Source organism: Pararcticibacter amylolyticus (assembly GCF_003130405.1).
Lineage (GTDB): Bacteria > Bacteroidota > Bacteroidia > Sphingobacteriales > Sphingobacteriaceae > Arcticibacter > Arcticibacter amylolyticus.
Map to the genome: position 1 here is coordinate 58,299 of NZ_QEAS01000022.1, position 15,089 is coordinate 73,387.

At 47.4% G+C, this 15,089-nt stretch carries 9 protein-coding genes; 4 read left to right on the forward strand and 5 right to left on the reverse strand.

Going from position 1 to position 15,089, the window contains the following annotated elements; translation table 11 throughout:
* Window positions 1-4 precede the first annotated feature (4 nt).
* The 5 genes from DDR33_RS21405 to DDR33_RS21425 all read right to left on the reverse strand — a co-directional run bounded on the left by DDR33_RS21405 (window position 5) and on the right by DDR33_RS21425 (window position 7,483).
* Complete coding sequence (locus DDR33_RS21405; RefSeq protein WP_109417860.1) at window positions 5-337, reverse strand: YtxH domain-containing protein; 333 nt, start codon at window positions 335-337, stop codon at window positions 5-7.
* Between the two features lie 59 nt (window positions 338-396).
* Entirely contained in the window at window positions 397-1,257 is an 861-nt protein-coding gene (locus tag DDR33_RS21410; RefSeq protein ID WP_109417848.1) for a glycoside hydrolase family 16 protein, read from the reverse strand.
* Between the two features lie 113 nt (window positions 1,258-1,370).
* Window positions 1,371-2,753, reverse strand: a complete 1,383-nt coding sequence (locus tag DDR33_RS21415) for a PKD domain-containing protein (RefSeq protein WP_109417849.1) — start codon at window positions 2,751-2,753, stop codon at window positions 1,371-1,373.
* A 17-nt stretch (window positions 2,754-2,770) separates the two neighbouring features.
* Window positions 2,771-4,348, reverse strand: coding sequence for a RagB/SusD family nutrient uptake outer membrane protein (locus DDR33_RS21420; RefSeq protein WP_109417850.1), 1,578 nt, complete (start codon window positions 4,346-4,348; stop codon window positions 2,771-2,773).
* A gap of 42 nt (window positions 4,349-4,390) precedes the next feature.
* On the reverse strand, window positions 4,391-7,483 hold the full coding sequence (locus DDR33_RS21425) for a SusC/RagA family TonB-linked outer membrane protein (protein WP_109417851.1): 3,093 nt from the start codon (window positions 7,481-7,483) through the stop codon (window positions 4,391-4,393).
* Between the two features lie 688 nt (window positions 7,484-8,171).
* Here DDR33_RS21425 and DDR33_RS21435 point away from each other — a divergent pair.
* The 4 genes from DDR33_RS21435 to DDR33_RS21450 all read left to right on the forward strand — a co-directional run bounded on the left by DDR33_RS21435 (window position 8,172) and on the right by DDR33_RS21450 (window position 14,623).
* Window positions 8,172-11,141: a triple tyrosine motif-containing protein gene (locus DDR33_RS21435; protein WP_238387889.1), complete on the forward strand. Its 2,970-nt coding sequence runs from the start codon at window positions 8,172-8,174 to the stop codon at window positions 11,139-11,141.
* A 10-nt stretch (window positions 11,142-11,151) separates the two neighbouring features.
* Window positions 11,152-11,487: an L-rhamnose mutarotase gene (locus DDR33_RS21440; RefSeq protein WP_109417862.1), complete on the forward strand. Its 336-nt coding sequence runs from the start codon at window positions 11,152-11,154 to the stop codon at window positions 11,485-11,487.
* Window positions 11,488-11,638: 151 nt separating this feature from the next.
* The gene (locus tag DDR33_RS21445) at window positions 11,639-14,356 is read left to right on the forward strand and encodes an alpha-L-rhamnosidase (protein WP_109417853.1); all 2,718 of its coding nucleotides are present in this window, start codon (window positions 11,639-11,641) and stop codon (window positions 14,354-14,356) included.
* A 60-nt stretch (window positions 14,357-14,416) separates the two neighbouring features.
* Window positions 14,417-14,623, forward strand: coding sequence for a DUF3606 domain-containing protein (locus tag DDR33_RS21450; RefSeq protein WP_109417854.1), 207 nt, complete (start codon window positions 14,417-14,419; stop codon window positions 14,621-14,623).
* Window positions 14,624-15,089: the final 466 nt, after the last annotated feature.

The following is a 15,089-nucleotide window of genomic DNA, read 5'->3' on the forward strand; positions in this document are numbered from 1 at the left end:
CTGTTTATGCCTGAGTTGAGGAAGAGCTTGCACTGTCTCCACCCGCGCTGATTTTAGATTTTACGCTGCTGACTGCCTGATCCTTCAGGTCTGAAAGATCATCAGCTTTAGCCTGGAATCCTTCTTTCACTGCCTGTACCTTGTCTTTCAATGAGCCGGCAAGATCCTTTGCTTTGTCTGAGATCTGGCTTCTCGTTTCAGCACCGCTGTCAGGAGCAAACAGAATTCCGATAGCAGCACCAATAGCTACACCGGCAACAAGAGCGGCAATTATTGCGGATGTATCATTACTTCTACTTTTGTGCAGCCCGCTGGGCAAATACTTCTTGTAGTTCATATTCATAGCTTTTTATGTCTATGTAACATCGTAACACTCATTGTGTTTAGAATAAATCATTAATTCCTTTTTTCTGTCATTTTGTATACCCTCACATAATCTACCTCCATGCTCTTCGGAAAGATGCTGTCGTCTACGCCCTGCTGGCCGCCCCAGTTGCCTCCAACGGCAATATTGAGCAGTAGATGGAATTTCTTGTCGAAGGGCCAGGTAGAGTACCCCTTTTCGCCATTGGCGTATTCGAAAATAAGATCGTTGTCGATATACCCCTGGATACCCTTGGGCGTCCAGTCCAGTCTGTACAGATGAAAGTCCGTGGTAGCTGTACCGATTACCTTCGAATTGCCCTTCTGTGTGTTGCTTGCACCATTATAAGCTTCGTTATGGATAGTAACATGAACGCGGTTCTGATCGAAACCAACATGCTCCATAATATCTATTTCCCCCGACTTTGGCCACCCGCCATAGGCATTCTCTGTGGGAAGCATCCAGATGGCAGGCCAGGTACCCCGCCCGCCCGGAATTTTAGCTTTTATTTCAAATCTGCCGTAAAGAAAGTCCCCCTTTCCTTTAGTTACCAGGCGTGCAGTTGTATAATTCTTTCCTTCGTATTGTTCTTTTATGGCTGTTATCGTTAAAACTCCGTTCGCTACGCTGGCATTGTTTGCCCGGTCAGTGTAAAATTGCAGTTCGTTGTTACCCCACCCGGAGCCGCCAATATCATATCCCCATTTAGAAGCATCGGGCTTTCCTGAGTAGTCAAATTCGTCAGCCCAGACAGGGCTTGCTTCAAAGGCATATTCGATGGTTCCGCCTTTGCCCGGATCAACGGGATCCTGTGGCAGTGGTTTCATTTCGTCCTTTCCCGAGCAGCCGGTCATCAGGAATATGCAGAGATTAGCAATCAGAGTGAATGTCATTTTGTGCGGTATTTTTAAATCTTCGTGAAACATAATTTTAATCTTTAGAATAGATGATCATTCAATCAGATAAAAAATAATAAACCGGAACCCCGGGTTCCGGTTTACCTGATCTATTTTTTCAGTTCAAAATCATCCATGTAAAAGATACCCGGATACGGATGTCCTTCACCCCCGATCTGGAGGACGATCTTGTCGTATTTAGTCACCGTGGATATTGCCGAGAAATCAAACTCTACTTCCACCCACTGGTTATAAGTGCTGATAGGTTTAACGATCTCGTACTGCGTTTGCCAGGCGTTGCCACCCTCCAGTGAATTCTGAAGCTTCAGGGCGATCTGCGGTTTTACTTCAGAATAGTTATTATAGCCGGGCAGGAGTACCTTTACGGTAAATTTGTTCCGCTGGCTCAAGTCCATGCGATAATCCAGGGTTACCTGCAGATTTCCGTACTGGAAGTCATTTCCGGCTTTCCTGATATATCGGGCAACTTTAGGGGAAGCATTGACGCTCAGAGGACCGGGATTGTCGAAATTCGGTGTGAAGTCAATATTCTCCGCAACCCATTTTACTTTACCCGTGCCGTCAAAGTGATCTGTAATGTCAAGCGCCTTGGATGGCTTCTCCACAACAGGCCTGGAGTATCCTTTCGGAACCAGCCTCAGCCACCAGGCGTTTGCAGGAGTTGCCTGGTCGGCAACCTTCAGATAAAGCTCGTTTTCCGAAAGTGCCAGGACCTGATATTTGGAAACCCCGGTATAGTAAGCAATAAATCCTCCCCCCGAAATGCTGAGGTATTTCTTTCCGTTCTCTTCCGACATACTCCATTTCATATTGGTAGGAGGGGTATAGCTCATGGTATAATCCGATCCTTTGGTTCCTCCAAGCCCGGCAGCGTTAGCTCCGTTGACGAAAGTGGTCCCATGATTATTGTAAATATACTCGAAATTATTGTTCAGGTTGAAAACCATTTCATCATCATACATCCCTTCACTCGCTTTCTCATTTGCCCCTGCCGTCCACCATTCAGGAGTAAGCGCTTCGATAGGGCCAACTCCCATGTGTCCGGGATAATCCTTCTCGATCACCCATGTCTTGCCCGTTTGGTTCTTTGCTCCTCCGGTAAGTAAATTGTATTCCGGAACATCCAGCATCTCCGACTTTGTATTGGCGATGTGAACCACCTGGGAGGCGCTGGCGTATCCTCCGCTCGTAAAAACGGTCAGGGTAACAGTATAGTCGCCGGCAGTGGCAAATCGACCGGTTGCTGTTTGTCCGTTTTCTTTTTGTCCGTTTCCGAAATCCCAGTTGGCACGGCCCACACCAGGGGTTTCGTTCGAAAATATAAGTATATTTTCGTTGTCCTCCGAAGGCTTAAAAGAGAATTTTACTATGTCTGAAACCGGGGCCGCTCCCAGTTCCGGATCTTCCTGTTTACATCCCGCCCAGCTTACTACCGAAATGAGCAGGATAAATATATAATGAAGTCTTTTCATCTTGATCTCTTTAAATATTAATAACCAGTATTCTGATGCAGGCTCGTACAAAGGTCGAGTTCTGATTGCGGGATAGGGAAGAATCCTTTGGCGGCGGTGTTGAATTTGATGTTGAAATCAACAGCATCGCCGACATAATGAGGCCCTCTGATGTTCTGGATCGTAATAGCCTGATCTGCTACGGTCACCCCTCTTCTGAGCAGGTCCCAGTACCGTTGTCCTTCCAATGCCAGTTCAGTCCTTCTTTCCTTGTAGATATTATCCAGCGAAACCACTTTTTCGGGGAGGTCTACCCGGTCTCTCACCCTGTTAAAATAGGTCTGTGCATTTCCCGCGCCCGTGCCCAGATCGAGCTCCGCAGCCATGAGCAGCACATCAGCAAAACGGATATCCCGGTAATTATTCCCCCAGTTTAATTCGTATGTGCCGGTAGCAGGGGCATATTCTTTTGAAGTAGAATATTTTTTGCTGAAATACCCCGTATGCTGATATCCGGGAGTCACGGTGCCGGTAAGATCAGTTTCCTCAACCAGGATTGTCGCTTCCCTCCTTGGATCATTGGCTTCGAAAGCATCTGCAAGGGACTGGGTAACGGGAGCAAAGCTCCAGCCGGTTGTATAATTGGGATCATTACTTATCCTGGGACCCTGCATCAGCGGCTGCATGTTCCCTTCTCCGCCCTGGATATAGTTCCAGTCATACCAGGGGTTCAGGTCGGAATAGGAGATTTCCCACACCGATTCCTTGCTGAATTCACTGGCTTTTTTGAAGATGTCGGCATAATTTTCTAACAGGTCGTGACCGCTGCTGGTGATGATATCTGTCAGGTGGCTAAGTGCCCGTTGTTTATCTACTGTAACTGTTCCTGCCTGAAGATCTTTCTTATAGACGCCGTTGTAGAACAGGAATGTTCTTGCCAGTAAGGCTTTCGCAGCCCATTTAGTTGCTCTTCCTTGGTTTTGGCTCAGTGTTTTGGCCGGAAGATCCGCAATCGCTTCTTCCAGGTCCGTAGCTATCTGGTTGTAAACGGCTTCCGGCGTAGCTTGCGTGGCACATCCGTCACTTGCCTGTGTGGGTTCAAGCAGCAATGGGACGTTTTCATAAAAGCGTACCAGGTCGAAGTAGAAATAGGCTCTAAGGAATTTTACCTGGGCGGTGACCGATTTTTTGAAATCGTCGCTCACAGCGGCCGCAGGAAGTTTTTTCAGCAGGAGGTTGGCCCGGTAGATACCTGTAAAGTGATTCCCCCAGTGCACTGCCAGGTCTGAATTGGTTGGCAGGATATTTTGCTGATCGACAGAGATCATATTCGGCGAATCTGAACGGTTTCCTCCTCCGGCAAAAGAATCATCCGAGGCAATATCGCTTAAAAGGGGACTGGGGCTGAACCCTCCGCCACCTGCATTCGTATGCCATTGAAGAGCGTCATATACACTTGTGAGCGCTTCGTTTATATCACTTTCTGTCTTGTAAAAGTTTTGTTCAACCCTGGTATCCAGCGGAGACAGTTCCAGGAAATCCTTACAGGAGGATAGTCCCAGCAGACCCGCAGTGATTAAGGCTGTTCCTGTTATATTTCTGATGATCGTTTTCATTCGAGTAATTATAAGTAAGCTAATTAGTTGTTTCCGGCCTGTCTAAAAAGTTGCGTTCAATCCCAGCCTGAGGGTGCGCGACTGCGGGTATACTCCCCGGTCAATCCCTATGTCCAGCGTGGTTCTTGCACCGATTTCGGGGTCAAAACCTGAGTAGTTTGTAAATGTGATCAGGTTATCGCCCGAGATATAGATCCTGAGCTTTTGCAGCCTGATCTTAGACAGGGCAGCCCGTCCGAGATTATAGCCAAGTTGCAGGGTCTTCAGGCGTACAAAATCACCGTCTTCGAGATACAGGTCGGATATGTTGGTGTAATTTTTATTCGCATCATTCCAGGTAAAACGGGGCATCTCATTGGTGCTTCCTTCTCCAGTCCACCTGTTCAGATACATGGTAGACATATTGGCGTCTTTAAGGTCATGCCTTCTGATACCGTTAAAGATCTGGTTACCGAATGAACCACTGAAGAATCCGCCCAGGTCGAAGTTCTTGTAGCTTACGTTAAAGTTAAAACCGGCAAAAATATCAGGCATCGGCATCCCCAGGTACATGCGGTCTGCCGCGTCAATCTTCCCGTCGTTATTCTTATCAACGAATCTCACATCCCCCGGTTGTGCGTAAGGTTGGATCTTCTGGCCATCTTTTACATAGGCATCTACTTCAGCCTGGTTTTGGAATATCCCGTTCATTTTATACCCGTAGAAGTAAGAGAACGGGTCGCCGACCGTGCTTTGAGCAACCTGCCCGTATGTTGAGATCCCTGCACCAGGTAATTTCTTTTCTGCGTTGTTGATCTCCGTTACTTCATTCTTGTTGTAACTGCCGTTGATTCCCAGCGAAATGCTCCAGTCATTTATCTTTTGCTGGAAGTTGAGGGCCAGCTCAATTCCCGAGTTCCTTACGGATCCGCCATTTCCCGAGCCTGCAGGCACCCCTGAATAGCGCGGGATCGGCAGGGTAAGCAGCCAGTCCTTTGTCGTCTTGATATAGTAATCGCCGCTAAAGCTCAGCCTGTTGTTCAGGAAGGCGAGATCCAGGCCGATATCTGTTTGTTCTGATGCTTCCCATTTGATGTCAGGATTGGCCATGTATCCGGGAGAAGCTCCGCTCTGGTATCCGTCTCCAAAACTATATCCTCTTCCCACCGATATAACGGGGGCCCATGGGTAGTTGTCGTTTATACGGTCGTTTCCGTTCTGGCCCCAAGACATCCTCAGTTTTCCATAATTCACGAATTTGCCCTTGGGGAAGAAACCTTCTTCAGAGAATATCCATCCTCCGGATACAGAAGGGAAGGTTCCGTACCGGTTATTGGCACCGAAACGGCTGGAACCGTCTCTCCTGATCGTTGCAGAGAAAATATACTTTCCTGCATAGTTATAGTTAATCCTGCTGAACAAAGACAAAAGGGCAACTTCACTTGCTCCCCCTTTAGCCGTAGCTGTCTGGGCTCCCGTAGCCAGGTTGAGGTAAGCCATGGAAGGATCGCTGACAACAAGCCCGGTATTCGACCCGAAAAGATCTTCGAAGTTTTCTTTTCTTGCCGTTGTTCCTACCGTGACATTCAGGGTATGTTTATTAAATGTGTTATCGTAATTGATGTAATTTTCTGTTTGCCAGGTATACCAGCGTTTTACTGACTTATTCACAGAACGGGTATTGTTAAACTGTGCCTGGTTCAGATAAAACAGCGGCGAATAATTGTTATCCGTCTGAAATGCAAGGTCGGCAGCGAATGTTGACCTGAAAGTAATATGCCTGGCGATCTGAAGGTCGGCAGAAAGGTTGCCCACAAACTTATCCACCCTGGTTCCTCCGTTTGTAACAGCCAGCCTGGCAAGAGGGTTGACAACTTCCTGCGCAACCCTTGTCGATATCCCATAAAGTACCCCGTCTGAATTCCTGACGGAATTCGCAGCGTAGGTATCCGGAACCACAGGGTCTGTCATCAGTACCGGTGTGATCGGATCCAGGTTCAGTGCATTACTGAGGATTCCCCCAAACTCCTGGTTAGGGTCGAAAGCCTTCCTTTTAATTTGTGAATAAGCAATATTAGTCCCGATCTTCAGGAAGTCTTTTACTTTGTTATCTGCATTTACCCTGAAGGTATATCTTTTAAAATTTGACTTGTCTCCTCCAACCAGCCCGGTTTGATCAAAGATAGAAGCAGCAGCAACGTAATTGCTTTTTTCTGTTCCTCCCGAAACAGTCAGCTGGTGGTTCATTATGGGGGCGCTGTCATCGAAGATGGCTTTCTGCCAGTCCGTTCCATAGCCCGCCGGGTATAGGCTGAGATCCGGGAAGGGAGGGGCGATTCCTGCATTCCCTGCGCCTTCATTCATCATGATCGCGTATTCATGTGCATCGAGCATATGAAGCTTTCTCCAGGCGCTCTGAACACCCTGGTAGCCATCGTAAATAATACGCATGCTTCCGTCTTTGGTGCCGCTTTTGGTGGTGATCAGCACTACCCCATTTGCTCCTCTGGCACCATAAATGGCCGTAGAGGCAGCGTCCTTCAGGACATCCATTGATTGAATGTCGGCGGGATTCAGGTAGTCGATACCGTTAACCTGGAACCCATCCACTATGTACAGGGGAGAGGCATCTCCATTCGTTCCGATCCCTCTTATACGGACGGTCGGAGCTTCTCCCGGCGCGCCTGATACGTTCGAAACCTGTACGCCCGCTATTCTACCCTGGAGCGCCTGCTCGATCCGCTGTACCGGTGTCTGGGTGATCTGCTCCGGTTTAACGGAGGAAATGGCGGTTGTGACGGCCCTGCGTAACTGCGTTCCGTAACCCACCACCACTACTTCACTCAGCTCATTGGCTTTCTCCGCGAGAGCTATCCGCACGGGCTTATTGTCCCTTACTGTAAATGTCTGGCTTTCCATCCCGATCTGACTGAAGGAAAGGACCGTTCCCGAACGGGGTACTGTAATTTTAAAAGAACCGTTGATGTCTGTTGAGACTCCTTGTTTGCTTCCCTGGATCATGACAGTGACTCCGGGCAAACCGGTTCCGTCTTTCTGCGAAGTGACTGTTCCTGTAATAACCATCTCCTGTGCATAAAGCACGGAAGAGGCGATAAAATAGAGGATCAGGAAAAACAAAGTACTTTTTCCATTCATAGTAAATTGATTTAAGTGAATAATTGATTTATTGTGATCGGGCAGGGTATGCCGGTATCACTTTCCAAAGGTATCAATACATTGTCCGCAGGATCAATTTCAGCCTACAACAACGACAATACAAAACGCCATTTACAGCCTTCTTTGAGGCGTTTTTTCCTCATTTACCCTACAACAATACTACTACATGGCGGCAGCACCGCCCGGAGGAACGCCTTTAGATCCTTTTTATGGTTATCAGGCAGCTTACGGCAACAGAAAGGTCCGACGGGTTGAATAGTATGTTTTATTGAGGGAAGATTCCTGGATTATTCATAGCTTTATGTGGCCATACCGGGATCCCTTCGGGGACTCTATGGGAGATGAGAGCACCATGACAGCACGTTGAGAGCACGGTGAGTGCACCCTTTTCCCGGATAACGTGCACTCACCGTGCTCTCACTGTTCTCTCAATATGCTAACATGCAGGACTCTTATCCCACCGGGATAGAATAGGGATCAGGCAGCTCTTTGAACTGGCTGTATGGCATCCTTCTGCCGGGAGTGCATCAGGAGGTGCCGGCCCCTCCCGGAGCTGTTGCCGGGAATAGCCCCCTGGCAGGTCGCAGGCACACAGGAAAAGCCCGCTGTTTTTTCTTTTGGTTTGTCATTTTTTATTTGAAATACTGTTGAAGTCTTGATGCTTTCAATGGAATCGTTATTTTTACGCAACACCATGATGAACCCGGGGAAACTAACCTTTATTTTTCTATTCTTTTGCAGCACTCTTGCCTCTGCCCAAAACTCAATAGGGCTTCCGCACATTACCAATTACAGTACCCTTGATTATAAAGGCGGTACGCAAAATTGGGATATTCAGCAGGATAAGAGCGGAATATTATATTTTGCCAATAATGAGGGTCTTCTGACTTTTAACGGCTGTTACTGGAAAATTTACCCCCTGCCCAATAAAACGATCGTAAGATCGGTGAGGCTGACGCCCGACGGAAGGATCTATGTGGGAGGGCAGGACGAAATGGGCTATTTCTTTCCTGATGAACGCGGCGTTTTGAAGTTTACGTCGCTTAAAAACCTGATCCCTGCTTCAGCAAGGCAGTTTTCGGATGTATGGAATATCGTGGCAAAAGGCAGTGATGTATTTTTCAGGACGATGGACAAGCTGTTCAGACTGAAGGATGAAAAGATTGAGGTGCTCAGGGCTGCCAGCGAATGGGAATATGCGGGTCTTGTAGACGGAGAGTTCTTTGCCCAGGATCTGAGGCAGGGGCTCATGGTGTACAAAAACGGGCGGCTGGATTTGCTGTGTGATGATGCCAGACTGAAGGGTGAGGTCATCTCTGGTATCCTGCCTTATCGTGGGGATACGCTTTTAATTACCACACTTAAAAACGGTCTTTTCCTTTTGGCGGGTTCACAGCTGACCAGGAAAGAAAGCAGCGCAGATGCTTTATTCCGGGATGCGAGGATCTTCCGGGCCATCCAGATTGATAAAGAACATTATGCGCTCGGGACCACCTCGTCGGCAGTCATGATCATGGACAGGCGTGGAGAGATCGTACAGCATTTTTCTTCTGCCGATGGCTTGCAGAAGGATAATATCAGGAGCCTCTTTCTTGACCGTGACCGGAACCTTTGGGTGGGGCTCGACAATGGGATCGGTTATATCGCCTATAGCAGTGCCATTAAAACCATCTATTCCGATCGCAGCAAACAAGTAACGAGCTACAGCACAATTATCTATAACCAGGAGCTTTACATCGGGACGTCTAACGGGGTTTTTGTGTCCCCCGTAAATTTGAAGAATAAGGATCTCAGTTATTCTCCCGGGCGCTTCAGGGAAGTGGAAAATACCTCAGGACAGGTATGGAACCTGGCAGAAGTGAATAAATGCCTGCTGCTTGGCCATGAGGACGGCGCTTTCGTGATAAACGGGACGAAGGCTAAACAGATCTACAAGTATCCGGGAACATGGCTTTTTCAGCCGGTGTCTGCTGTTTATCCCTCGCATGATATTATCGCCGGTACCTATAATGGTTTGTATCGGCTTGGTTTTGATAAGGCGGGTTTCGTTAATAAGGGTCCTCTGGGGGCAGTTACGGAACCACTAAGATTTCTTACTTACGACACGGAGAACAATACCGCATGGGCTTCACATCCTTACCGGGGCATCTTCCGGTTCGTGTTGTCTGCCGACAAAAGCCGGGTGATCAAGTCTGCGCTTTACACGCAGAAAGACGGGCTTCCATTTTCACTCTATAACTATGTCTTCTTCGTCAGGAACAGGATCGTGGTTTCAACGGCCAGGGGAATCTATGAATACAACCCTTCGGATAACCGGTTTATCAGGAGTCCGTTTTTCAATGATATCCTGAAGAATACCACTATCGAATATCTGAAGGAAGATACTGAAGGAAATGTCTGGTTTGTATCCAATAAGAAGATAGGGGTGATTGATTTCTTAAAGAAATCATCAAAGAAGCCATTTTCTGTCATCTATTTTCCGGAGCTTACCGCCAGGATTGTGGCTGGCTTTGTCAGTATTTACCCTTATAATAAGAACAATATTTTTATTGGGGCAAACCAGGGTGTATTTCATATCAACTACGAAAAGTATGCGAAAAAGCTCGATAAGCCAAGAGTCATGATCGGGCAGGTGAGATTAACAGGGGAGACGGACAGCATCATTTTCGGTGGTTACTTTGTTGAAAACGGGAGTATTAAAACCACGCAGAGTAAAGATGTTCTTCCCTCGCTGCCACACCGGTTTAACTCTCTCCACTTTGAATATGCTTCGTCCCTTTTTGAGCATCGCGATAATACCGAGTATAGTTTTCAGCTGCTTGGATTCGACAGGAACTGGTCTGAATGGAACGCAAAGAGTGAAAAAGACTACACTAACCTTCCTCCGGGTACTTACACCTTTCGGGTAAAGGCGCGGAACAACCTTGGAAGTGAATCGGCTGTTGTGAACTATACGTTTAAGATAAGGCCGGCGTGGTATCAAACTTACTGGACTTATTCAGTATATATGCTGCTGCTCGTGGCGATGGTGTACCTGATCATTACCAGGCAGCGGAGAAAACACGAAAACGAACAAAAGCATCTCAAATACCAGCATCAGCTGGAACTGGAGCGCAATGAAAAGAAGATCGTGTCTCTTCAGAATGAGAAGCTGGAAGCAGAGGTGGTTTATAAAAATAAAGAACTGGCCACAACGACGATGCACCTGGTGCAGAGGGGAAAGTTATTGTCGAAGATCAGGGCCGAGTTAATGCCGCTGATCAAGGAAGACCAGGGAGAATATTCTGCCAACGTAAAAAGAGTGCTGCGGCTTCTGGATGATTCTGATAAGGCGGATTCCGACTGGCATCATTTCTCCATCCATTTTGATCATGTGCACTCCAACTACCTCAGTATATTGAAGGAGAAATTTCCGCAGCTCAGTTCGAATGATCTGAAGCTTTGTGCCTACCTGAAAATGAATCTGACCACCAAGGAGATGGCACAGCTTATGAACATTACCATCCGTGCTGTAGAAGTAAGCCGGTACCGGTTAAGGAAGAAAATTAACGTGCCGACGGATGTTAGCTTGTTTGATTTCCTGATGCTGGTGACCGGACAATCCTATGCTGACCGTAAAAACCACGACGACAACTAATATCAAACTGATGAAAAGATACTGTTTTGCACTCGACCTTAAAGATGACGCCGGACTGATCAGGGAATATGAAGAATACCACAGGGCTGTCTGGCCGGAAATCATCGGGAGTATCCGGAATTCGGGCATCCTGGATATGGAGATCTATCGCACAGGCACCCGCCTGTTTATGATTCTGGACACGCACGATTCTTTCAGCTTTGAGAAAAAGGCTGAAATGGATGCCGCTGATGCCAAAGTTCAGGAGTGGGAAGATTTGATGTGGAAGTATCAGCGGCAATTGCCGGGAGCGAAGCCGGGAGAGAAATGGATGTTGCTCGACAGGATCTTTTCACTTAATAACTAACTGGCGGAACCAGGTACTCACGAACAACATGGGGCATTTTCTCTGCAGGACAGAACATGACAGTTCTTCCATGCAGAGGAGTTATTATTGTAAAGCGGCTTTGTCCTCATGCCGGGGTTCCGCGCTTTATATTTTTTACAACCAAACAACCATGAAATTAAAATTAACCAGATTTGCTTCTTTTACTATTCCGGTCTTTTTAATGTTTTCTGATGCTGCATTTGCAGCCGGAGAACCCTCACCCGTGGATCTTCAGTGCGAGCATTTAGTCCGTCCTCTGGGAATAGATGCCTCGAAACCCCGTTTATCCTGGCGTATCGAAGATTCCCAGGGAACCGCTGTACAGGCTGCCTGCCAGGTGATTGTGGGGACTGATTCAGTGGAGGTAACTAAAGGAATCGGGAACATGTGGAATAGCGGGAAATTGATGACAGGAAATCAGATGATCTCTTATAGTGGCAAAGTGCTAAATCGATTTTCAAGCTATTTTTGGAGGGTAGAGTTATGGGATGGCCAGGGAAAAAAGTTAAGTTCCGCAGTTTCGTCATTTGAGACCGGAATGATGGGAAATGGGGGGTGGCGCGGTAACTGGATCTCCGACGGTCAATCGATGGACACCCGCCCCGCGCCTTATTTCCGGAAAGAGTTTAATTCGGGTAAGCGGGTAAAGAGTGCCCGTGCATATATTGCGGTGGCAGGGCTTTACGAATTGTATATAAACGGCAAAAAGATCGGCAATCACCGGCTCGACCCGGTGTATACGCGCTTTGACCGGCGGAATGTCTATGTAACCTACGACGTAACGGCCAGTTTGCAGGAAGGAAGAAATGCTGTAGGGGTACTTTTGGGCAACGGCTGGTATAATCATCAGCCCCTGGCGGTATGGGACTTTGACAGGGCTCCGTGGAGAAACCGGCCTGCCTTTTGTTTCGATCTGAGGATCACGTATGAAGATAACAGTACCGAAACGATCAGCAGCAGCCTGGATTGGAAAAGCAGCTCCGGCGCGATCTTATCAAATAATATCTATACTGGCGAGCATTACGACGCCCGAAAGGAATTGTCCGGATGGAGTTCTGCGAATTTCGACGATTCAAAGTGGAGAGGTGTAAACCTCAGGTCTGCCCCCTCTCAAAATGTTGTAGCGCAAGCGCTTCATCCAATCCGCAATGTGGAAAAGATACCAGCGAAATCGGCTAAGCAGATGAACGACAGTACATGGCTTTTTGACCTTGGACGGAACATAGCAGGGGTCGCCGAGATCAGCGTAAAGGGGGAAGAGGGAACTGTATTGCGTCTGACGCACGGAGAGCGGTTAAAGGATGATGGCAATCTGGACATGTCGAACATCGACGTCTATTACAGACCGAGGGATAATAAAGACCCCTTCCAGACAGACTTTTATACCTTAAGCGGAAAGGGCACGGAAACTTTTATGCCGAAGTTCAATTATAAAGGATTTCAATATGTGGAAGTGACCACCAGCAAGCCGGTAAAGTTTACCAGGGAGAGCCTCACAGGGTATTTTATGCATAGTGATGTTCCGGTTGCGGGAAAAATTTCATCCTCGGATAACCTGATCAATAAAATCTGGGCAGCCACCAACAACTCTTACCTGTCCAATCTTTATGGGTACCCGACCGACTGCCCCCAGAGGGAGAAGAACGGATGGACCGGTGACGGGCATTTTGCTGTAGAATCGGGACTTTATAATTTCGATGCAATCACGATATATGAAAAGTGGCTGGCCGACCACCGCGACGAGCAGCAGCCTAACGGGGTGCTTCCTGATATTATTCCGACAGGAGGCTGGGGCTACGGAACGGCGAACGGCACAGACTGGACCAGTACTATTGCCATTATCCCCTGGAACGTTTACCTGTTCTATGGAGACAGCCGCCTGCTGGAGGAATGCTATGATAATATCCGCCGTTATGTTAACTATGTGGAAAGCATCAGTCCGGACGGCCTTACTTCCTGGGGAAGGGGTGATTGGGTACCTGTAAAATCGCAGTCTTCCCTTGAACTGACATCGTCTGTATATTACTATGCCGATGCACTTATTTTATCCAAAGCAGCAGGTTTATTCGGGAAGAAAGAAGATCAAACTTATTATTCGGCCCTCGCAGAGAAGATCAGGAAGGCCATAAACGGGAAATATTTTAATGCTGCTGCCGGGACTTATGCCAGCGGTACTCAAACGGAACTCAGCGTTCCCCTGTTCTGGGGCCTGGTGCCCGAAGAGTATAAACAAAAAGTAGCGGCCAATCTGGCACGAAAGGTCGAAGAGAGTAACTTTCATCTGGATGTAGGGGTCCTGGGAGCAAAAGCGATCCTGAACGCGCTAAGCGAAAATGGATATGGAGAGACAGCCTATAAGCTTGCGCGCCAGGATACTTACCCTTCATGGGGATGGTGGATCGTAAATGGCGCAACTACCCTGTATGAGAACTGGGACATCAAAGCAGCACGCGACATTTCACTCAATCACATGATGTTCGGCGAGATTGGTGCCTGGCTTTATAAGGGACCCGGAGGGATCAAGCCGGATGAGCGCCATCCCGGCTTCAAAAATGTGCTCCTCGAGCCCACTTTTCCGGCCGGGCTGAACGAATTTTCAGCAGAACACAGCGGTCCCTACGGTATCATCCGTTCTGCCTGGAAGAAGACCGGCAATAAAGTGATTTACAGCGTTACGGTTCCTCCTAACTCCACTGCAGAAGCCCGCCTTCCTGCAGGAAAGACTAAAATCCTGGATGTTAACGGGAAGAGATCCGCCAATACAAACCTTGCTGCGGTAACAAATTCCGGCGCACTGAAAGACTCTTATAGTCTGCAGCCCGGCACTTACCGTTTTGAAATTAGATAAGGCAGAAACATTTTTACCTCAATACAGGTTGTATTGAGGTAAATCATTAATGCTGAAGCTATGGACAATCCAAATTGGAAGGGCAATCCGGACAGGGATCGGATCAGCCTGGACGAAGATTACGAAGTCAGGTACTGGAGTCATAAGTGGGGTATAAGTCCTGAACAACTAACTGAAGCCGAACAGAAAGCGGGAAGTAATATTGTGAGGAAGGTGCACGATGCACTGTGTGAACTGGGATATATGAAACCACAAATCGGGAACTGAAACGTTTCCCGGCTAACTAATTTAAACATTCTTGACCCAAAATCATTTGAGCTAACAGAACCCCCGGATATTTGAAGATATTACCGGAACATCTGCAAAATAAAAGAACAGGAATCTGTTTACAAATTCCTGTTCTTATGATAGACAATTTTGATAGATATATGCTGATCAGACAACCGGCAGGTCATTATCCCGGTTCGCCTGGTGTATTGCGGATGTTAATTTGAAAGCTCTTTTTTTCATGATTTTGCCTTGCTCTCAGAGTAAAGCCAAGAGTATGCCAATTATATATCTACTTTAAATTAAACGCTGAAAAACAGAATTTTTGCCGGAGGAAAAGTTGTCTGTCCTGTTTTGAGTACAGTGAAATGTGTGTAATTAGTATACAATCCGTGGTGCACACAAACAACAAATGTGAAATAATTGTAACTTCTTATATCTCACCCAGGTATACAGGAAGTAAGGC

Bases quoted from the DNA above. Each gene is read 5' to 3' on its own strand.
- DDR33_RS21405 (WP_109417860.1), bottom strand. From the start codon at position 337: ATGAACTACAAGAAGTATTTGCCCAGCGGGCTGCACAAAAGTAGAAGT.
- DDR33_RS21410 (WP_109417848.1), bottom strand. From the start codon at position 1,257: ATGACATTCACTCTGATTGCTAATCTCTGCATATTCCTGATGACCGGC.
- DDR33_RS21415 (WP_109417849.1), bottom strand. From the start codon at position 2,753: ATGAAAAGACTTCATTATATATTTATCCTGCTCATTTCGGTAGTAAGC.
- DDR33_RS21420 (WP_109417850.1), bottom strand. From the start codon at position 4,348: ATGAAAACGATCATCAGAAATATAACAGGAACAGCCTTAATCACTGCG.
- DDR33_RS21425 (WP_109417851.1), bottom strand. From the start codon at position 7,483: ATGAATGGAAAAAGTACTTTGTTTTTCCTGATCCTCTATTTTATCGCC.
- DDR33_RS21435 (WP_238387889.1), top strand. From the start codon at position 8,172: ATGGAATCGTTATTTTTACGCAACACCATGATGAACCCGGGGAAACTA.
- DDR33_RS21440 (WP_109417862.1), top strand. From the start codon at position 11,152: ATGAAAAGATACTGTTTTGCACTCGACCTTAAAGATGACGCCGGACTG.
- DDR33_RS21445 (WP_109417853.1), top strand. From the start codon at position 11,639: ATGAAATTAAAATTAACCAGATTTGCTTCTTTTACTATTCCGGTCTTT.
- DDR33_RS21450 (WP_109417854.1), top strand. From the start codon at position 14,417: ATGGACAATCCAAATTGGAAGGGCAATCCGGACAGGGATCGGATCAGC.